21 protein-coding genes are annotated in these 20,638 nt (G+C 42.0%); 13 read left to right on the forward strand and 8 right to left on the reverse strand.

Annotation, left to right across the window (positions count from 1 at the left end; genetic code table 11):
- Positions 1 to 24 precede the first annotated feature (24 nt).
- Positions 25 to 933 (forward strand): helix-turn-helix domain-containing protein, encoded by a 909-nt coding sequence (locus BFS30_RS25770; RefSeq protein WP_069381933.1) that lies wholly within the window; start codon positions 25 to 27, stop codon positions 931 to 933.
- Between the two features lie 79 nt (positions 934 to 1,012).
- Positions 1,013 to 2,014 carry an aldo/keto reductase gene (locus BFS30_RS25775; protein ID WP_069381934.1) on the forward strand — a complete coding sequence of 334 codons (1,002 nt, stop codon included), beginning with the start codon at positions 1,013 to 1,015 and terminating at the stop codon, positions 2,012 to 2,014.
- An 82-nt stretch (positions 2,015 to 2,096) separates the two neighbouring features.
- Here the strand turns inward: BFS30_RS25775 and BFS30_RS25780 are convergent, their stop codons facing one another.
- The 6 genes from BFS30_RS25780 to def form a co-directional block, all read right to left on the reverse strand.
- Positions 2,097 to 3,836 (reverse strand): thiamine pyrophosphate-dependent enzyme, encoded by a 1,740-nt coding sequence (locus tag BFS30_RS25780; protein ID WP_069381935.1) that lies wholly within the window; start codon positions 3,834 to 3,836, stop codon positions 2,097 to 2,099.
- 107 nt (positions 3,837 to 3,943) lie between these two features.
- Entirely contained in the window at positions 3,944 to 4,492 is a 549-nt protein-coding gene (locus BFS30_RS25785) for a lysozyme inhibitor LprI family protein (RefSeq protein ID WP_167353205.1), read from the reverse strand.
- 23 nt (positions 4,493 to 4,515) lie between these two features.
- Positions 4,516 to 5,169, reverse strand: coding sequence for a YceH family protein (locus BFS30_RS25790; RefSeq protein ID WP_069381937.1), 654 nt, complete (start codon positions 5,167 to 5,169; stop codon positions 4,516 to 4,518).
- Between the two features lie 32 nt (positions 5,170 to 5,201).
- Positions 5,202 to 6,194, reverse strand: a complete 993-nt coding sequence (mgrA, locus tag BFS30_RS25795) for an L-glyceraldehyde 3-phosphate reductase (protein WP_069381938.1) — start codon at positions 6,192 to 6,194, stop codon at positions 5,202 to 5,204.
- Positions 6,195 to 6,271: 77 nt separating this feature from the next.
- Positions 6,272 to 6,451 (reverse strand): histone H1, encoded by a 180-nt coding sequence (locus BFS30_RS25800; RefSeq protein WP_069381939.1) that lies wholly within the window; start codon positions 6,449 to 6,451, stop codon positions 6,272 to 6,274.
- 151 nt (positions 6,452 to 6,602) lie between these two features.
- Positions 6,603 to 7,259: a peptide deformylase gene (def, locus tag BFS30_RS25805; RefSeq protein WP_083252250.1), complete on the reverse strand. Its 657-nt coding sequence runs from the start codon at positions 7,257 to 7,259 to the stop codon at positions 6,603 to 6,605.
- A gap of 436 nt (positions 7,260 to 7,695) precedes the next feature.
- On the opposite strand from def, the gene BFS30_RS25810 reads away from it, so the two are divergent.
- From BFS30_RS25810 to BFS30_RS25820, 3 genes are all read left to right on the forward strand, one after another.
- Positions 7,696 to 8,076: a GreA/GreB family elongation factor gene (locus BFS30_RS25810; RefSeq protein ID WP_069381940.1), complete on the forward strand. Its 381-nt coding sequence runs from the start codon at positions 7,696 to 7,698 to the stop codon at positions 8,074 to 8,076.
- A gap of 133 nt (positions 8,077 to 8,209) precedes the next feature.
- Positions 8,210 to 8,674, forward strand: coding sequence for an antitoxin Xre/MbcA/ParS toxin-binding domain-containing protein (parS, locus tag BFS30_RS25815; protein ID WP_083252251.1), 465 nt, complete (start codon positions 8,210 to 8,212; stop codon positions 8,672 to 8,674).
- A 1-nt stretch (position 8,675) separates the two neighbouring features.
- On the forward strand, positions 8,676 to 9,125 hold the full coding sequence (locus BFS30_RS25820) for an RES family NAD+ phosphorylase (protein WP_069381941.1): 450 nt from the start codon (positions 8,676 to 8,678) through the stop codon (positions 9,123 to 9,125).
- Positions 9,126 to 9,128: 3 nt separating this feature from the next.
- Here BFS30_RS25820 and BFS30_RS25825 read toward each other — a convergent pair whose 3' ends face one another.
- Positions 9,129 to 9,896 carry a queuosine precursor transporter gene (locus BFS30_RS25825; RefSeq protein WP_069381942.1) on the reverse strand — a complete coding sequence of 256 codons (768 nt, stop codon included), beginning with the start codon at positions 9,894 to 9,896 and terminating at the stop codon, positions 9,129 to 9,131.
- A 67-nt stretch (positions 9,897 to 9,963) separates the two neighbouring features.
- On the opposite strand from BFS30_RS25825, the gene BFS30_RS25830 reads away from it, so the two are divergent.
- Genes BFS30_RS25830 through BFS30_RS25860 form a run of 7 tightly spaced genes read left to right on the forward strand, consistent with a single transcriptional unit; the run spans position 9,964 to position 19,462 of the window.
- Entirely contained in the window at positions 9,964 to 11,109 is a 1,146-nt protein-coding gene (locus BFS30_RS25830) for a methionine aminotransferase (protein WP_069381943.1), read from the forward strand.
- Positions 11,110 to 11,133: 24 nt separating this feature from the next.
- Entirely contained in the window at positions 11,134 to 11,937 is an 804-nt protein-coding gene (locus tag BFS30_RS25835; protein ID WP_208603010.1) for a nitrilase family protein, read from the forward strand.
- A 24-nt stretch (positions 11,938 to 11,961) separates the two neighbouring features.
- The gene (locus BFS30_RS25840) at positions 11,962 to 12,996 is read left to right on the forward strand and encodes a N(4)-(beta-N-acetylglucosaminyl)-L-asparaginase (RefSeq protein WP_069381944.1); all 1,035 of its coding nucleotides are present in this window, start codon (positions 11,962 to 11,964) and stop codon (positions 12,994 to 12,996) included.
- A gap of 27 nt (positions 12,997 to 13,023) precedes the next feature.
- Complete coding sequence (locus BFS30_RS25845; RefSeq protein WP_237028666.1) at positions 13,024 to 13,755, forward strand: copper homeostasis protein CutC; 732 nt, start codon at positions 13,024 to 13,026, stop codon at positions 13,753 to 13,755.
- Between the two features lie 20 nt (positions 13,756 to 13,775).
- Positions 13,776 to 16,709 carry a GH92 family glycosyl hydrolase gene (locus tag BFS30_RS25850; RefSeq protein WP_069381946.1) on the forward strand — a complete coding sequence of 978 codons (2,934 nt, stop codon included), beginning with the start codon at positions 13,776 to 13,778 and terminating at the stop codon, positions 16,707 to 16,709.
- A 30-nt stretch (positions 16,710 to 16,739) separates the two neighbouring features.
- Complete coding sequence (gene lepA, locus BFS30_RS25855) at positions 16,740 to 18,527, forward strand: translation elongation factor 4 (RefSeq protein WP_069381947.1); 1,788 nt, start codon at positions 16,740 to 16,742, stop codon at positions 18,525 to 18,527.
- A 53-nt stretch (positions 18,528 to 18,580) separates the two neighbouring features.
- Complete coding sequence (locus tag BFS30_RS25860) at positions 18,581 to 19,462, forward strand: bifunctional 5,10-methylenetetrahydrofolate dehydrogenase/5,10-methenyltetrahydrofolate cyclohydrolase (RefSeq protein WP_069381948.1); 882 nt, start codon at positions 18,581 to 18,583, stop codon at positions 19,460 to 19,462.
- A 76-nt stretch (positions 19,463 to 19,538) separates the two neighbouring features.
- On the opposite strand, the gene BFS30_RS25865 is transcribed toward BFS30_RS25860, so the two are convergent.
- Positions 19,539 to 19,871 carry a Rieske (2Fe-2S) protein gene (locus BFS30_RS25865; RefSeq protein WP_069381949.1) on the reverse strand — a complete coding sequence of 111 codons (333 nt, stop codon included), beginning with the start codon at positions 19,869 to 19,871 and terminating at the stop codon, positions 19,539 to 19,541.
- Between the two features lie 102 nt (positions 19,872 to 19,973).
- On the opposite strand from BFS30_RS25865, the gene BFS30_RS25870 reads away from it, so the two are divergent.
- The gene (locus BFS30_RS25870) at positions 19,974 to 20,597 is read left to right on the forward strand and encodes a 7-carboxy-7-deazaguanine synthase QueE (protein ID WP_069381950.1); all 624 of its coding nucleotides are present in this window, start codon (positions 19,974 to 19,976) and stop codon (positions 20,595 to 20,597) included.
- Positions 20,598 to 20,638 lie beyond the last annotated feature (41 nt).

Below are 20,638 nucleotides of genomic sequence, written 5' to 3' on the forward strand. Positions count from 1 at the left end.
ATTTGAATTTTATAACTTTATAAAATGAACCACACTGAAACTATCGAAGATTTTTACAAGCGCGTGCCCCAGGCAAATGCTTCCGGGCGACCGTTAAACAACGCCGGAGCTGGCCATTTTAACGTATATACCCGCAACCTCTGTAAAGTACAGACACCTTATAGCAGGCGGGACTTTTATAAAGTCTCCCTGATTCTGGGAGAAGGGGTACTTCATTATGCCGACAAATGGATTGCCATTGACCGTCCTGCCCTTCTGTTCTCCAATCCGGTAATCCCCTATTCCTGGGAACCCTCTTCAGAAAAACAGGAAGGCTGGTTTTGCCTGTTTACCGAGGCATTTGTTAGCGCACATGAGCGTAAAGATGGCCTTCAAGACTCTCCATTGTTCAAAATCGGCGGTAAACCGGTCTTTTTCATCAATGAAACCCAACAGGAGGAAATCTCTGCAATATTCAGAAAAATGGTCCTGGAAATGGACTCAGAATACACCCACAAATACGATTTGCTACGCAATTACCTGCACCTGATCATTCATGAAGCCATGAAGATGCAGCCAGCTGGAAGCTTTGAAAAACATGCCAATGCGCCCAGCCGGATTACCAGTTTGTTTATGGAGCTTTTGGAGCGTCAGTTTCCGATAGACAGCCCGGAAGACGCACTCCGGTTAAAAACAGCGAATGACTATGCACAGAGCCTGTCTGTACATGCCAACCATTTGAACCGCTCGGTAAAGGAGGTTACAGGAAAAACCACAACAGCGCTGATTTCGGAAAGGATTACCAAAGAAGCCAGGGCATTGTTGCAGCATACCGACTGGAATATTGCAGAGGTAGCCTATAGCCTGGGTTTTGAATACCCTGCATATTTCAATCAGTTTTTTAAAAAACAGACCGGAGTGACTCCCGGAGATGCAAGAAACATGGCTGTTTGATTATTATAATCATCTGTTTGAATCTTATAAACCTGATCAGCTGCTATCGGACTAATTTTGATTCATAAAATAAAACGATATGAAATACAGAAATCTAGGAACAACAACAGAAAAACTATCTGCCATCGGTTTGGGATGTATGGGTATGAGCTTCGCTTACGGTCCGACGGATGATACAGAAAGCATCGCTACCCTACATAAATCATTAGACTTGGGAATTAACTTTTGGGATACTGCCGATATGTATGGCAATGGGCTGAATGAAGAATTGATTTCCAAAGTTCTGGTTCCAAACCGGGATAAGGTATTTATTGCTACCAAATTTGGTTTCCGCTTTAAAGACGAGCAAAAACCTGCAAGCAACGTAAATGGTACTTATTTTGACGGCTCTCCAAAATGGATCAAAATTGCTGTAGAGAACAGTCTCAAACGCTTAAACATTGATACCATCGACTTATACTATGCTCATCGTGTAGATCCGAATGTACCTATTGAAGAAACTGTAGGTGCTATGGCAGAACTGGTAAAAGAAGGAAAAGTGCGTTATTTAGGATTAAGCGAGGCCTCTCCTGCTTCTATTAGAAAGGCGCATGCCATTCATCCTATTTCGGCTTTACAGAGTGAATATTCTTTACTGACCAGAGATGTGGAAGCGGAAATTCTGGATACCGTAAACGAACTTGGTATTTCCCTTGTTCCCTATTCTCCACTGGCCCGTGGATTGGTCATCAATACAGTTGACATCAACAGTCTGCACGAAAGCGACTTCCGGAAAACGCTACCGCGTTATAGTGGTGAAAACCTGGAAAACAACAAATCCTTATCCAATGATTTTGCCGCCCTCGCCAGCGATAAAAACTGTACTCCTGCTCAACTGGCCATTGCATGGGTATTGGCACAGGGAGAACAGATTATTCCTATTCCGGGCACTAAAAAAAGAAAGTATCTGGAAGAAAATGCAGGTGCTGTAGACGTAAACCTTTCAGAAGCAGACCTTAAAGCGATACTAAAGGTTATTGAACAATACCCAAATACAGGCGCAAGATATAGTGAAGGAGCATTAAAGCTAGTTAACAACTAGTCTGGTTTAAACGCCATATCATAAAATAATAAGGCCGGGAAGAATGATCTTTCTGGCCTTATTTATTGATATCTAGATATCTTTAATCAATGATGCTTTTCAGGTGTTTGTAATTTGATTTCACCGTGTCCAATACTTCATCAAACTTACCACCCAGCATGAGTTTAGTCATAGAAAGGGCCATTCCTTTCATCATTTTAAATTCTATTTTAGGTGGCATTGCCAGGGCATTGGGATCCGTCATTACATTGACCAACACCGGTCCGTTGTGCAGAAAAGCTTCTTTTAAAAGTATTTCCAGATCATCGGGATCGCTGATGGTTATTCCTTTTATCCCCATTGCCTCTGCAACCAATGCAAAATCCGGGTTTACCATATCCGTTTCGGCATCAGGGAGTCCAGCCACCTCCATCTCAAGTTTCACCATACCTAAAGAACGGTTGTTAAATACAACCAGTTTAACTGGCAGGTTGTATTGTTTAATTGTAGCCAGATCACCGAGTAACATGGAGATTCCTCCATCCCCACACAAGGCAACCACCTGCCGGTCCGGACTGGAAAGTGCCGCACCTATCGCATGAGGCATGGCATTAGCCATGGAACCATGATTAAAGGAGCCCAACATATCTCGCTTACCGGTGGCATGAATATATCTGGAGCCCCATACACAACACATTCCGGTATCTACCGTAAATATGGCATTATCTGCAGCCAGCTTGTTGATTTCGAAGGCCACTGCTTCCGGATGAATGGCATCCGTTTTACCCTTATCTTCGACATAAGTATTGAGGTGTTCTTTTACTTTTTCATAAATTTTCAATTGTGCATTCAGAAAACTTTCATCCTCATTGCTATCCAACAGTGGAATTAATGCGGTTAAACTGGACTTAATATCACCGTGCAGGCCCATTTTCAGTTTTGCACGTCTACCCAGGCGCTCTGGTTTGGTATCGATCTGAACCAATATTTTATCCTGCGGGATAAAAGGGACATAAGGGAAATCCGTTCCCAGGAGGATCACCAGATCGCTTTCATGCATGCTATGGTATGCTGAAGGTAAACCAAGTAAGCCAGTCATCCCTACTTCATAAGGATTATCATATTGAATGCTCATTTTCCCACGGAAAGAATACCCAACAGGTGCTTTCAGGATTTGCGCAAGTCTAACCACTTCATCATGAGCCTCTGCAGCACCAACACCGCAAAAGATCGCAATCTTTTTATGGCTGTTGATTAATTTTGATAAGGCCAGGAGTTCCTCATCTGCCGGACGGACAATTGCTTTGGAAAAATAGGTCCTGTCTGCCGACATGTTCTCTACCGCTTCCATACTGCTGACATCTCCAGGCAGCCCTAATACAGCCACTCCTTTATGGTGAAACGCATGTTGCAATGCCGCCTGTGCCATTCTTGGCAATTGAGCTGGTGTAGTTGCGATCTGGTTATAATGACTACAATCGTCAAAAAGCTTAGTGATATTGGTTTCCTGAAAATATCCAGAACCGAATTCTGTAGTGGCACAGGTAGAGGCAATGGCTAGTACCGGAGCACCTGCACGATGGGCATCGTAAAGACCATTGATCAGGTGTACATGTCCAGGGCCGCTGCTGCCAGCACAGCAGGCCAGTCCGTGTAATTCCGCTTCTGCTGCCGCTGCATAAGCCCCGGCTTCTTCATGTCTGACATGGATCCACTGAATATCAGGATTTCGTCTTACCGCATCATTTAATTCATTTAAACTATCGCCGGTTACGGCATAAATACGCTTAATGCCTGACTGGATTAGCATATCGACCAATTGCTCTGCAACTTTCTTTGACATATCTCAATTTTTAATGCTTAATAAAATCGCAGATCTCAGAAATTTAAGATGGATGTTATCGGTTAATACAACACCCATCTATTGGCTATGGTTTTAGCTAAAATCGTTTATATCCGGTCCAGGTATCCCTGCAGTTCAAAAACTCGTTTTTTGGTAATTTCAAGATAGGCGGCAGCAAGTATCACCCTTTGGATTGTTCCTCCGCCGGAGTATTTTTCTTCGGTCAGCAATGCGTTCATTTTTCTTTCTGAATCCCGATATTTCAACCAGTTTCGCTGCACTTCAATCAGCAAAGGTTTATCTCGGGTTTCCATCAGTTTGAGCAGTTGCTGATAATACTTATTTAATAACTGGTCATATTCTTTCTCCGCATCATAGCTAGCCTGTACCATGCCCATTGTTGAATAATCAATCGCAATCCGCTGTTTCATGAATTGTTCAATTCTGGTCGTATCCATTTGAAAATCCATTGCAGTTTTGCTCATGTAATTATCTTTATCAGGATTTTCCAGCAGTTTTTTATATTGTGCATCCACTTCCTTATGGATTTTCAGCTTCATTTTCACCAAATCCTGTTCTGGAATTTCTTTTGGTGCCTGGGCAGTAGCTGTACTGAAAGAAAGGAGTCCGATACCCATCAATAACAATAATTTCATTTGTATTTTGTTTAAAACCGGCATTAGCCCATCAATTCTTTCATCAGCTTATCAAAAGCTTCTTTCATTTCTGCAAGTTCCTGTTCTACTTTTGCTAGACGGCTTTCGATTTCACTGGCCGGTTTGCTATAATGCTCTTCAACAGCTTCATCCTGACTAAGATCCGGGGTTCCTGAAAGCAGATGAATATACCTCATTTCTTTTTGACCCGCTTTTCTTGGCAATTGCAAAATATACGGTTGTTCCGCATCAGCCAGCCGTTCCAATACCGATTGTACTTCCTCCAGGGATTCAAATTCGAATAATCTTCCTGAATTGGTATTGAGTTCACCAGGAGTCTGAGGGCCTCTTAACATGAGCAGACATAGAATGGCAACTTCCTGCGGAGTAACCGGGAAGACAATAGCGAAATTATGCTTGTATTTTATACTTCTGCTGGATCCACCGGTAGCGGTAGAGATTAGTCCTTTTCTTTTAAGCACATCAAGCGTCAGAACCACGGTTTGTTCATCATATTGAACCACCGGCTTACGGGACGTCTTCTGATTACAGGCAGCGGTGATTCCATTCACCGTCATTGGATAATACTCGGGTGTTGTTTTAGATTTCTCCATCAATACGCCAAGAACACGAAGCTCTTCAGCGTTTAATACGGGCAAAGTTTGTGTAGATTCCATGCCTAAAGATAAAAATAAAGGCGGATGTTACCTTATGCCGACAAAATCCGGTCAATCTTTTGCAATTCTTCTGTACTAAAAGTAATGTTATTTAGGCATTTCAAGGAATCTGCAAGTTGTTCAGGCTTACTGGCACCAACCAGAACGGAAGTTACACGTTCATCCCTCAGAATCCATGAAAGTGCCATATGGGCGAGCTTCTGGCCTCTTTCGCCTGCAATCGCATTCAGTTCGTTCAGTTGTCTGATTCTTTCCGGAGTAATCTGGTCCTGCTGTAATGCACCATGTGATTTTGCCGCTCTGGAATCCGAAGGAATATCCTTCAGGTATTTGTCGGTCAGCATTCCCTGGGCCAAGGGAGAGAAAGGAATACAGCCAACCCCCTCATGACCTAATAAATCCAGTAATCCGCCTTCAATCCAGCGTTCGTACATGGAATATTTGGGCTGATGGATAAGACATGGCGTTCCCAGCCTTTGGAGTATCTTAATGGCTTTCGCTGCTTCTTCAGCTTTGTAATTTGAGATCCCCACATACAGTGCTTTCCCCTGACGTACGATCAGGTCCAATGCAGCCATTGTTTCCTCCAGTGGAGTTTCCGGATCCGGACGATGGTGATAAAAAATATCTACATAATCCAGCCTCATGCGTTTCAGGCTTTGATCCAGACTGGAAACAAGGTACTTTTTAGAACCCCAGTCTCCATAAGGTCCATCCCACATGGTATATCCGGCTTTGGAAGAAATGATCATCTCGTCCCTGTAACCTTCAAAATCCCGCTTCAATAACCTGCCAAAATTTTCTTCAGCCGATCCCGGAGGCGGGCCATAGTTATTGGCAAGGTCAAAATGAGTAATCCCATTGTCGAATGCAAGTTTCAAAATATTGCTGCAATTCTCCAGCTGATCTACATGTCCGAAATTATGCCATAAGCCCAGCGAGATTGCCGGAAGCTTTAATCCACTGTTTCCGCACCTGCGGTATTGCATTTGAGAGTATCTGTTTGGGGCGGCTGTATAAGACATAGCTGGAGGGGGAATGGGAAAGAGAATAAGCATCAGTAGCCGTTCGTGACGGCTACTGATGTTCGAATGAATCGATATTATTTACCGCTGTTCTTTTTGTCTGTTACTTCAGTACGGATTTCTTGTGCAAGAACTTTTAAATCCTGCATAGCTTTACGTACTCTAGTTCCTGCTGCGCTGTTTCCTGCATTATAAAATTTCTCTGCATCAGCCTCTACAGAAGCTAGTAATTCTTTAACTTTTGAAAATTTTTCCATGTTTTGATTATTTAATTTATAGCCAAATATATATTATTTTGGAAATAAACGTACATAACTTAGCTTCTATTGCGCTTTTTCTATTAAATCTATCTTATTTTTTCTTTTTTAAACCTCATTCAGCCCCCTCAGGGGCCCTTTCAGACCTCTTTCAGGGACGGGAATAGCGCTTCTCAGTCATAAAATCCAATTGGCCGGCAAGGGAATAATAGGCTTTTCCTTCCTGCTCCTTTAACCTTTCCGTAAACAAAATTCCATTCAGGTGATCCGTTTCGTGCTGAAAAATCACTGCAGTAAACCCTTCAATAATTTCCTCTTTTTCCTGGCCGGACTGGTCAGTATATTTAAGCCTGATGGAATGATGACGTACCACATCTCCTATCGCATCCGGAATAGACAAACACCCTTCCTGTCCTTTTCGCAACAACTCAGACCTCCAGGTGATCTTTGGATTCAGATACAGTTCAAAAGGCTCTCCCTCTTTATCATATCGCTTTACCCAGATGATATTACGGTTAATCCCTACCTGTGGCCCGGCAATTCCTATTCCCGGCCTCCTTACATCCCTCATGGCGAGGTACATGCGCCGCGCCAGCACTTTAATTAAAGGATCTTTAGGGTTAATATCAGCAGATACTGAGGTCAGCACCTTCAGCTCCTGCGCTTCAGTAATCTGAGTTACCCTCAACATGGTTGCGGTATCCCCTGACAGGATGATTGATTTTTCGCTGGCATTAAACCTTTGTGCAAAGCTGCAGGCCGGGATGGAAATGATGATGCCCAGCAGGGCAAGAAAGAATGTTCTCATAGATTGATACCCGATAGTCTGACTAAGGTAATGATTTAAAATAAAACGGTTTTTACTTTGATTTTGTTAAAAAGCTACCGAGATTAGCAAAAATGGAACAGAGAACCAGCCTATACAGCGCAACATTAATGACTTATAATAAAAGTCAGCTGCAAGTATATGCCCTTTTCAAAAGGTTTTCCAGGGAGAATTATCCCTTCGGCTTTACTTACCAGATAACAAGTAAAGACTTTATTAATTAAGCCCCGAATCATTTATTTCCAATCGGTTCAGGGGCCTTTTTCTTCTGATCAATTCTGCTATATTATCTTTTAAGACTCTGGCAATTTTGCCTGTTTTCTTTTATACCTGATTGATCTGTTATGCAAGAACTCCTTTGCGTTGCCTTTATTTTTCATCAGTAATTAATCATTATTCACATCAAGACATTTAAAACATGGAAACAAAGTCATTATCCTTATCCAAAAGCGATTTAAAACTGCTAAAAGAACACCTGGACAAATCTGACATGAGCTCATACAACAAAGAAAAACTAAGACAGGAAATTAAAGAAGCCACGATCTATGCAGATCAGGAACTTCCTGGCGATGTAGTTTGTTTGAAATCTGAAGCCAGAATAGCCAATACAAAGACCGGCAAAGAGTTTAATTTCAGGATCGTAATGCCCGAAGAAGCGAATATAAAACTACAAAAAGTATCTGTTTTCGCACCTATCAGCATTGCTTTATTCGGATACAGAACAGGCGACATCATTAACTGGGAGATGCCCGATGGCATTCAGGAGTTTAAAATACTGGAAGTAAAGAAAATTTCTTAACTCTGGTTCCCCTTCAAAGTCGCATTCCAGCTCCTAAAAATAGCGAGAATGTCAGGAATGCGTCTTTGTTTGGAAAATATTCTAAAAATCACAGAAAATATTCCTACATTTGAGATTACAAAAATGAAGTAATATGGCAAGTACTCCAAAACCCTACAAAACCAAGGCTAAAGTATCGGTAGTTGCTGAAGCAGCACTTATCGCTCCTTATCAATCCTTATATACCAATTCGATCAGTGTGCTTACCAGTGCCAAAAATGGCTTATCTGCAAAAGCAGCACTTGATTTCCTGAGCCTGTCTGGTTTTACCAGGGAAGAGTTTCAGGATACTTTTAAAACGAATGTAAAAACGATAGAGAATTATGTGAGCAATGCAGCTAAACTGGATGCGTCCTTAAGTGAGAAACTCTTAAAATCCTTCTCTCTTTTTGAAAAAGGGATAGAAATTTTTGGAACTGCAAAAGCTTTTCATTTATGGTTAAACACCCCTTCTTATGGTCTGGGCAATCAGGTTCCTTTTGATCTGATGGACACCATTACCGGTATTTCTCTGATTGAAGAAGAATTAATCAGGATAGAATACGGTGATTTAGCTTAGTATGCAGGTATTTCGAATTGCCCTTACCAAATATGCCGGTGCTTTAGTAGCTTCCGGAAGAGCAGCACGCTGGAATCCCAATGAAGTGGAGGTGATTTATAGTGCAGGATCACGTTCTCTGGCCTGTCTGGAAAACGTAGTACACAGAAATCAGATTGGGCTCAACAATTCTTTCCAGGTAATGACCATTGAAATTCCCGATGACATTATGGTACTTAGCATTGAGCTGAAGAAATTACCTTCAAACTGGGTTATCTTTGAAAACATGCCCCTTACGCAGGCTATGGGCGAAAACTGGATCCGAGAAGGAAAATCAGCAGTATTAAAAGTCCCCTCTTCCATCATTCCTGCAGAATACAATTACCTGATCAATCCGCAGCATCCGGATTTTAAATTGATCAAACTCCTGAAATCAGAATCCTTTGTCTTTGATAAGAGGATCAAATTATAGTGTTTACCTTCCGGCCAGCTTAATCATCCGTTGTGCCAGATCTTTTCCAAGATAGCCGTCAATAATACCATGAACCAGGTACAATATCGGCGTCATGAGGATGGCAACAACAAACTTGTAGGTATAATTCACCAATCCGATAGCGGCAACCATTTGCCAGCTCCAGTGGTACTGAGGATTCAGGTAAAAGGCGATAAAGATCACTACAAAGCTATCGATACACTGAGAAACCACTGTAGAACCTGTTGCCCGTAACCATAGGGCCTTATCTCCCGTCACTTTCTTTATTTTATGAAAGATGAGCACATCGGCGATCTGCCCGATCAGGAAGGCGATAATAGAGCCTACAATAATCCACATTCCCTGTCCGAATATCCCTGCAAAAGCTGCGTTCATATTCAGCTGATGTCCTTCAATATTCTGGTTCACCCAAAAATCAGAAGGTGTAAGCCGCATTGCTGCACCAACAATGATAAAAGCGTAAGAGATCAGCACCGCTGTTAAGATGGACAGGAAACGCACCTGTCTGACCCCAAAATATTCATTGATGATATCGGTCATGATAAAAATCAGTGGCCAGGTTAACACCCCTGCCGACATATTAAAGGAAAGGTTAGGCACTCCAAGCAGATTAATGTCAAACTGTTTGATTCCAAGCGTTCCCTCTACCGTAAATATTTTTACGCCTATAAATTCTGAGAGGATGGCATTGGCAACGAAAAAGGAGCCTAAAACGAGCAGCAACCTGCTTTCTTTTGTTTTAAAAGTCATAGCAGGATGAAATTATTAAATAAATCTGATATAAGGGGATAAATATTATTTCTATTTTCGTTGCCACATGATATCTACACAATCAAAACTACCTGGAACAGGCACGAACATTTTTTCGGTCATGTCCAAATTAGCTGAAGAACACCAAGCAATTAATCTTTCTCAGGGATTTCCTGATTACGACGCTGATCCAAAACTAATTGAATATGTAGCGGATGCGATGAAGCAGGGATTCAATCAATATGCTCCTATGACCGGACTTCCGGCACTCAGGGAGCTGATTTCTGAAAAGATGGATTATCTTTATGGCGCCAGTTATCATCCTGAAACGGAAATAACTGTTACTGCCGGAGGCACACAAGGGATATTTACTGCCCTGAATGCTTATATCAATGCCGGAGATGAAGTGATCATTTTTGAACCTGCGTACGACTGTTATGCGCCCACTATAAAGATGCTTGGCGGCCTGGTAAAGCCCTATCAGCTAGCCCCTCCAAATTACGAGATCGACTGGGAAATGGTGAAGAAGCTATTTTCTGCCAATACCAAAATGATCATTTTAAACAGTCCTCAAAATCCTACCGGCTGCGTTTTGTCGGAGAAGGACATCAAGGCCCTGATCAAGCTGACTAAAAATACCGACATCATGATTCTGAGTGATGAGGTTTATGAACACATCATTTTTGACGGCAAAAAACATCAGAGTGTCGCTTTATACCCTGAACTCAGGGAAAGGAGCTTTATTGTCGCCTCTTTTGGCAAATTGCTACACACGACAGGCTGGAAATTAGGCTATTGTCTTGCTCCTGAAGCATTGATGAAAGAGTTTAGAAAAGTCCATCAATTTAATGTTTTCAGTGTGAACACCCCTATGCAGGTTGGGATAGAAAAATACCTTAAAGATCCGGAGACTTATCTTGGATTATCGGCTTATTTCCAGCAGAAACGCGATTTGTTCCGATCCCTTCTTGGAGAAACTAAGTTTAAATTATTACCTTGCAATGGTTCTTATTTCCAATGTGTTAGCTATGAGCACCTCAGCGATGAAAAAGATGTCGCCATGGCCGAAAGGTTAATTAAAGAGTTTGGCGTAGCCTCCATCCCGGTTTCTGCCTTCTATATCCGGAACACGGACCACCATATTTTACGTTTTTGTTTTGCCAAAAAGCAAGAAACCTTAGAAAAAGCCGTTGAAAGACTAGTTAAATTATAATTTACATCTTCTTAAATTAGCATAATGGAAAGTCCAGATTACCTGAATATTAAAAACCTGAAGATTACCATTTTTCAGGCCTACTTATTTTGGGAAAATATTGACAAGAACCTTCAAAACCTATCCTTAAGGTTGTCGTCAGGTGTAAAAGAAAAAACAGACCTGATTATTCTCCCTGAGATGTTCAACACCGGTTTCAGCATGAATGCGGAAGCACTTGCAGAAGAAATGAATGGAAGAACCATGCAATGGATGAACGAAATTGCAAAGAAATACGAATGTGTGGTTACCGGAAGTCTGATTATCAAAGAAAACGGAAACTATTATAACCGCCTGATCTGGATGCTTCCTGACGGTGGATACAGTCATTACGATAAGAGACACCTCTTTGGTTTAAGTGATGAAGATAAAACCTATACTCCCGGCAATGACAAAATCATTGTAGAATTAAAAGGCTGGAAGATACGCCTTGCCATCTGCTATGACCTTCGTTTTCCAGTCTGGTTGCGCAACCAGAATGAAGAATATGACATCCTGTTGCTGATCGCCAGCTGGCCGGATAAGCGTGCGATACATTGGAACGCTTTAATCCCTGCACGTGCGATTGAAAATCAGAGTTATGTGATCGCTGCAAACCGTGTGGGCCATGATGGAAAAGAAGTTTACCACAGTGGTCATTCTCAATGCATTGACCCTATGGGTAAAACTGTCTATTACAAACCTGAGGACGAAGACTTATATACCTTCAGCATCGGTTATGAAGAACTTATAAAAACCCGCCAGACTTTTCCTTTTTTAAAGGATGCTGACAATTTTAATATCATTTAAAACAAACCATTACTAAACCAAACCATGTTTAACCGTAGAAAATTCATAAAAGCATCTGCACTTTCAGCCTCTTTATTAGCTATCGACAGAAATAGTGCAGCAGCGATGATCCCTAATTCTTCCTCCCATGAACCTGTAAAACCCATTGTGATCTCTACCTGGGATTTCGGTATTGCAGCCAATCAGGCTGCCTGGAAAGTACTTTCCAATGGAGGAAGGGCATTAGATGCGGTTGAAAAAGGAGTTCATGTACCCGAGGCTGACCCTAAAAATCAGTCGGTCGGATATGGTGGTTTACCAGACAGAGATGGTCGTGTGACCCTGGATGCCTGTATTATGGATGATTTAGGCAATTGCGGCGCTGTAGCTGGTTTAGAACACATCATGCACCCTATATCTGTGGCCAGGCTGGTAATGGAGAAAACGCCACATGTGATGCTTGTGGGCGATGGCGCCCTTCAGTTTGCGCTGGAAAATGGTTTTAAGAAAGAAAACCTGCTCACTAAGGAAAGTGAAAAAGCATGGAAAGAATGGCTGAAAACGGCGAAATACGCACCGGTAATGAATATCGAGAATAAGCTTTATGATAAAGCCGCTCCGACTAAACTACCTGGAAACCAATACAATCACGATACCATAGGAATGCTGGCTATTGATGCTAAAGGAAACATATCCGGTGCATGTACCACCAGTGGAATGGCTTATAAGCTTCATGGCCGTGTAGGAGACAGCCCAATCATTGGTGCTGGTTTATACGTAGACAATGAGGTTGGTGGTGCCACTTCTACCGGAGTTGGGGAAGAAGTAATCCGTAATGTGGGTAGCTTTTTAGTTGTGGAGCTGATGAGACAGGGTTATGCTCCTGAGGATGCCTGTAAGGAGGCAGTGATGAGGATCATCAAGAAAAAGCCTGAAATTGCAAAAGGCATTCAGGTCGGTTTCCTTGCATTGAACAAAAAGGGGGAATACGGTGCCTATGCTATTCAAAAAGGGTTCAGCTATGCCGTATGTACCAGTCAGAAGGACGATCTATTGATTCCAGGAAAAAGCTATTATTAATATTTTTCATTGTATAAAATGATTCAAATGGAAGTTTGTGCCAACTCCCTTACCTCTGCCCTTGCGGCACAGGAAGGTGGCGCGGTGCGGGTAGAATTCTGCGATAATTTACCGGAGGGTGGCACCACCCCCAGCTATGGCCAGATTAAGCTCGCAAAAGAATTATTGCACATCCTCGTCTATCCTATTATCCGTCCCAGAGGCGGGGATTTCTTGTATTCCGACTTGGAATTTCGCATCATGAAAGAGGATATAAAAATGTGTAAATCATTAAATTGTGACGGAGTAGTGATTGGAATTCTCCACGCAAACGGCAGCATCGATAAGGAACGTTGTGCAGCATTAATTGAGCTGGCAAGGCCTATGAAAGTAACTTTTCACCGTGCTTTTGACATGTGTAATGATCTCGAAAAAGCGTTGGAAGAGCTGATTGAATTGGGTTGTGAGCGGGTACTCACTTCAGGCGCCGCAGCCTCTGCCCTTCAGGGTGCAGAACGTTTGAAAGCATTGATTACACAGGCTGCCGGAAGGATCAGTATCATGCCCGGAGCGGGTATCAAAACAGAAAACATAGCAGAGATCATCCGCATTACCGGAGCTACAGAGTTTCATGCTTCTGCAAAACACGCGGTAAAGAGCGATATGCAATTCAGAAACCCGGGATTGAGTATGGGAACTTCTGCAGATGAGTTTAGCTATGACCTGACCGATGCAGCAACAGTGAAAAGCCTGATCGAATTGGCCAACAGCAATAGTTAACGCGATAATCACCTATAAAAATGATAAAAAAACTGATCAGCACGGCTTTATTTAGCGTCTTTCTTATTTCCATTGGTTCTGCCCAGACTAAAAGAGATTACACCCAATATGTCAATCCCTTTATAGGAACAGGTGGCCATGGGCACACTTACCCAGGTCCTTCTATGCCTTTTGGAATGATCCAACCAGGCCCGGACACCCGTTTAACAGGATGGGATGGTTGTTCCGGTTACCACGATACAGACAGCGTGATCTACGGCTTTTCTCATACCCATTTAAGTGGTGTAGGGATTCCTGATTATGGGGACGTATTGTTTATGCCTACTACGGGACAGCCGGAATTCAGCAATACCGCCTACTCCTCTCCTTTTCAAAAGAAAAATGAAAAAGCAAGCGTAGGCTATTATGCTACTAAGCTTGACAAATATGGTATTGATGTTGCCCTCACTACCACCAGAAGGGTTGCTTTACACCAGTATACTTTTCCTGCTTCCAAACAATCCAATATCATTATTGATTTAAAACACCGGGACCGTGTATTGGATTCCTGGATCGAAGTGGTTAGCCCCACCGAGATTCGTGGATTCCGAAGGTCCAGAGCCTGGGCAAAAGATCAGCCGGTTTACTTCTATGCTAAATTTAGCAAACCCTTTAAATCATATGGTATTGCTGTGGATGACGTTCTGCAAAAAGGACTGAAAAAGGCTTCTGGCAAAAACATCAAATTATATATACAATTTGAAACTAAAGCTGCTGAGAACGTACTTTCCAAGGTAGCCATCTCTGCGGTAAGTGCTGAAGGCGCTTTAAAAAATCTGGATGCGGAAATGAAAGGTTACGATTTCAAAGGTGCTGTAGCTAAAGCTAAAACGATTTGGAATACCGAACTATCTAAAGTAGAAGCAGAGAGCACTGATCTTAAACAACTCAGAACTTATTATACGGCATTGTACCATAGTTTCCTGAATCCTAATTTGTTTATGGATGTAGACGGTCAATATCTTGGTTTAGACAAAAAAACACATCGTGCAGCCGGCTTTGAGTACTTTACCGTTTTCTCTTTATGGGATACCCATCGTACCGAACACCCTCTCCTCGCCCTAATCGACAGAAAGAGGACGCTGGATTTTATCAAAACTTTCCTGGCCATGTACGATCAGGGAAAATTACTACCCGTATGGGAATTGGCTTCAAATGAGACTTTTTGTATGATCGGAAACCATGCCATTCCTGTTATTGTAGATGCCTACGCCAAAGGAATCCGGGATTTCGATGCTCAAAAAGCATTGGAAGCAATGAAAGTATCTGTAAACAGAAAACAATTCGGACTGGACCTCTATGCCACTGAAGGTGCCGTTCCTTCCGACAAAGAAGAGGAATCGGCCTCCAAAACCGTAGAATATGCTTATGACGACTGGTGTATTTCGGAGTTTGCCCGAATGTTGGGTAAAAAAGAAGATCAGGAGCATTATAGTCGCCGGGCACAATACTGGAAAAACCTATACGATCCGGAAACCAGGTTTATCCGTGCGCGGCAAAACGGAGGGTTTTACAAACCCTTTGAGCCAACAGAAGTAAACAGCAATTACACCGAAGGAAATTCCTGGCATTACTCTTTCAGTACCCAGCAGGACATCAATACCCATATGGAATTTATGGGTGGTGAACCTGTATATCAGGAAAAGCTCAATGAGCTCTTTACCACAAAAAAAGGATTAACAGGCAGGGCCCAGGATGATATTACCGGTTTAATTGGCCAGTATGCCCATGGTAATGAACCCAGTCACCATATGTCTTACCTCTTCAATTACACCAGACACCCTGAAAAAACAGCGCATTACCTGCAAAGAATCTATCGGGAACAGTACCACGATCAGCCCGATGGTTTATCAGGAAATGAGGATTGTGGTCAGATGAGTGCCTGGCTTGTCACGAGTGCTATGGGTTGGTACCCCGTCTCTCCCGGCAATAACATTTACAATATCGGCAGTCCATGGTTTAAGAAACTGACCGTACACCTGGAAAATGGGAAAAAGATAGTTGTAAATGCTCCTACGTTGAGCAACAAACAGTATTATACTTCCGGGCTAAAATTAAACGGTAAACCATACAAAAAACTGTTTTTGAATCACAGTGACCTTTCCAATGGAGGAACACTTGATTTTGAGTTTTCCGAGCAACCGGATATGGATTACCTGAACAGCCTTGAGAAGCCGGTGATGAAGATCAGTCAACAACTTATCACCCCTAATCCATCAATTAACGGCCCCTCAGCTATTTTCAAAGGAAAACAAACCATCAGCATCAGTAATCCATTAAAGGATGTTCAGATCTATTATACCATTGACGGATCGACACCTTCCAAGGCCAGTCTTCCTTATACCGGACCTTTTGAAATCAACAAGGACAGTCACATAAAAGCCATCGCTTATAAAGATGGGTATGTGAACAGTTTTCCTGTTGAAGCTTCTTATCAAACCGCAGCACAACATTATACCATACAGGTCAAAACTGCCATTAATCCAACCTTTACCGGTGGTGGAAACAATGCGCTGATTGACGGAATCAGGGGAACAGCCAATTATAAAATCGGAGACATATGGCAGGGTTTCAGAAGTCCTGAAATTGAAGCGGTTGTAGACCTCGGATTAAAGAAAAAAGTAAACACCGTAAGCATCGGCGCTTTACAGGATACCAATGCCTGGATCATTATTCCTTCGGAAGTTAGTTTTTATGCTTCTTCAGACAACATTCATTTTACAGAAATCGGTAAAGTAAAATCGACCGTTGATCCAAAGGATGAGCGTCAGCAAATTCAGGAATTTAGTGCCAAAGCAGGCATAGAATGCAGGTACATTAAGGTAATAGTCAAGGCTTATGGTATTTTTGGAGACTGGCACGATGGCTCAGGAGAGCTGGCACATTCTTTCTTTGATGAAATTGCGATAAATTAATCGAGTCAAAATCCTATATTTGCGCCACTGATGAAGCACATACGTAATTTTTGCATAATTGCACATATTGACCACGGTAAGAGCACCCTGGCTGACCGTTTATTGGAATATACTAAAACCATCACCCAACGTGAGTCTCAGGCTCAGTTGCTGGATAATATGGATTTGGAACGTGAACGTGGGATCACGATAAAAAGCCACGCCATTCAAATGAATTATGCAGTGGACGGACAGGAATATGTATTAAACCTGATCGATACTCCCGGACACGTAGATTTTTCCTATGAAGTTTCCCGCTCTATAGCTGCCTGTGAAGGTGCCCTATTGATTGTTGATGCTTCACAAGGTATCCAGGCACAAACCATTTCGAACCTTTACCTTGCGTTAGAGCACGATCTGGAGATTATCCCTATCCTAAACAAGATGGATTTACCTGGTGCAATGCCTGAGGAAGTTAAAGATCAGATCATAGACCTGATTGGCTGTAAACGCGAAGAAATCATTCCTGCTTCCGGAAAAACCGGATTGGGGGTAATGGATATCCTTCAGGCAATTATTGACCGTGTTCCTGCTCCGGTAGGTAACCCGGAAGCGCCATTACAGGCTTTAATTTTTGACTCTGTATTTAACTCTTTCAGAGGAATCATTGCTTACTTTAAAGTAGTAAACGGTGAGATTAAAAAAGGCGATAAAGTAAAGTTCATCAATACCGGCAAAGAGTATCTTGCTGACGAAGTGGGTGTACTTAAGTTGAACATGTTACCTAAGGACGGTGTAAAAACCGGAGACGTAGGTTATATCATATCTGGTATTAAAGAAGCGCGGGAGGTAAAGGTTGGGGATACGATCACTAACGTTGCCAGACCTTCATTAGATGCTATTCAGGGATTTGAAGAGGTAAAACCAATGGTATTTGCGGGAATCTATCCGGTAGATACAGATGAGTTTGAAGAACTTCGTGAGGCGATGCACAAATTACAGCTGAACGATGCCTCTATTGTATTTGAACCGGAGAGTTCTGCAGCTTTAGGCTTCGGATTCCGTTGCGGATTCCTTGGAATGCTGCATATGGAGATTATTCAGGAGCGTCTGGAGCGCGAATTTGACATGACAGTAATTACTACTGTTCCCAACGTCTCTTACATTGCCCATACGACCAAAGGAGAAGAAATTATTGTAAACAACCCTTCAGATCTTCCTGATCCAAGTAAGATGGAATTTGTGGAAGAACCTTTCATCAAGGCAAACATCATTACCAAATCTGAATTCGTTGGACCGGTAATGTCACTTTGTATTCAGAAAAGAGGAACTATCATTAATCAGTCTTACCTGACTTCTGACCGTGTGGAGCTGGTATTTGAAATGCCCATGGGTGAGATTGTATTTGACTTCTATGATAAACTAAAGACCATTTCCAAAGGATATGCTTCTTTCGATTATCATCAGATCGGCTACAGACAATCTGACCTGGTACGTTTGGATATCCTGTTAAACGGAGAGCATGTAGATGCTTTATCTTCCTTAATTCACCGTGCAAACTCTTATGATTTTGGAAAGCGCATCTGTGAAAAACTAAGGGAACTGATTCCAAGACAGCAGTTTGAAATTGCGATTCAGGCTTCAATCGGTGCAAAAATTATTGCCCGTGAGAACGTAAGGGCTTTACGTAAGGATGTAACCGCTAAATGTTACGGTGGTGATATTTCCCGTAAGCGTAAACTTCTGGAGAAACAAAAGAAAGGTAAAAAACGAATGCGTCAGGTAGGTAACGTGGAGATTCCACAAACGGCCTTCATGGCCGTTCTTAAATTAGATTAATTTTGGGGCAGTGCGCCGCATTGCCTATATACATAACAACCCATTAGGATTACATGCAGTTACTGGACGGAAAATTCGCATCAGAGAAAATAAAACAGGAAATAGCAGCAGAAGCAGCGGCTTTCTTAGCGGAGAGCGGTAGAAAACCCCATCTGGTTGCCATATTAGTTGGAAATGATGGTGGCAGTGAAACTTATGTTGCCAGCAAAATGAAAAACTGTGAAAAGGTAGGTTTTCAATCTTCCCTCATCAGATATGACGTCACAGTTACCGAAGCAGAGCTATTACAAAAGATTGAAGAAATCAATCAGGATGCCGGTGTAGATGGCTTAATTGTTCAGCTTCCTCTTCCAAAACATATCGATCCGGAAAAAGTAACAGAAACCATTGACTACCGTAAAGATGTAGATGGTTTTCATCCCGTAAACCTGGGCCGTATGATGAGGAACCTTCCCTGCTTCATTCCCGCAACTCCCTATGGGATCCTGTTAATGCTTCAGGCTTATCAGATTGATACTACAGGTAAACATTGTGTAGTTGTTGGCAGAAGTAACATCGTGGGAAGTCCTATGAGTATCCTGATGGCCAGGAATGCAAATCCTGGAAACTGTACGGTAACGTTGACACACAGTAAAACGGCTAACCTGAAAGAACTGGCATTACAAGCTGATATTATTGTAGCTGCAATCGGTAAGAAAAACTTTGTGACTGCCGATATGGTAAAAACAGGTGCAATTATCATTGATGTGGGTATCAATAGAGAAACTTCAACAGAAACAAAATCGGGTTACAAGCTCTATGGCGATGTTGATTTTGAAAATGTTGCACCGAAAGCATCATGGATTACTCCGGTTCCGGGAGGTGTAGGTCTGATGACGATCGTAGGTTTATTAAAAAACACATTAGCTTCGGCAAAAAAAGAGATTTATCCCTAAGGATTACGATCATTTAGATAAACCAAAAAGGCGGATTGATGTAACATCAATCCGCCTTTTTGGCTTTCAAATTTATTTAACCAAACAGTTTTTTTATCCAGCTTTCCTTTAGTCCAACATAAATTCCATCTACTCTCACTTCCACAGGGTAAGTATCAATATAATCTCCCTGCCCCTCCGCTCCTCTTCCTGTTTTCAAATTATACTCATAACGGTGGATCGGACAAATCAGGTATCCATCCCTACAACGGCCGCCACTCAGAATTCCTCCGGCATGCGGACAAGTATTCTGCACCACATGAAGCTCATTCTGATGTCTCAGCATACATAGTTTTTTTCCGTTCACCTTAATCTGGGTTACAAAATCCTGTTCCGGGAATGTTCCTTCTATCCTGTACCATTTCAACATCTCCGACTTACCTCCTTTTTCATAGATTGGTCATATAAACGTTTTCAATATACATATAATCTCATTTCCCGCGGATATTTTATTTACCTTTGCAGACTTTATATGGCACATCAAATACCAGCAGACGGCACATTACTTCCATTAATGGAAGAGTTTTACACCATTCAGGGAGAAGGATTTAACACAGGAAAAGCGGCTTATTTTATTCGTTTAGGAGGTTGCGACGTCGGTTGTCACTGGTGTGATGTAAAAGAAAGCTGGGATGCAGAGTTACATCCTTTGACGCTATCGGATGATATTGTGACCAAAGCGGACATCTTTCCCGGAAAAGCGGTGGTGATTACCGGTGGTGAACCATTGATCTATAACCTGGATTACCTGACTCAAAAATTAAAAGAAAAAAATATTCTGACCTTTATAGAAACTTCGGGTGCTTACCCACTTTCAGGCAGCTGGGATTGGATCTGTCTATCACCAAAGAAATTTAAAGCTCCCCGTCCGGACATCACTCCTTTTGCAAATGAACTGAAAGTAATTGTATTTAATAAGAGTGATTTTGAATGGGCAGAGAAATATGCAGAAACGGTTTCTGACACCTGTAAGCTATATTTACAACCAGAATGGTCTAAATCAAAAGAGATGACTCCCTTAATTATTGACTATGTAATGGCCAATCCGAAATGGGAAATTTCTTTACAGACTCATAAATATTTAAATATCCCTTAATTATATCTTCAGATTTTTCGCTACATTTAATATTATTCATA

Origin of the sequence: Pedobacter steynii (assembly GCF_001721645.1) — a bacterium.
In the GTDB taxonomy this organism is placed as follows: Bacteria; Bacteroidota; Bacteroidia; order Sphingobacteriales; family Sphingobacteriaceae; genus Pedobacter; species Pedobacter steynii_A.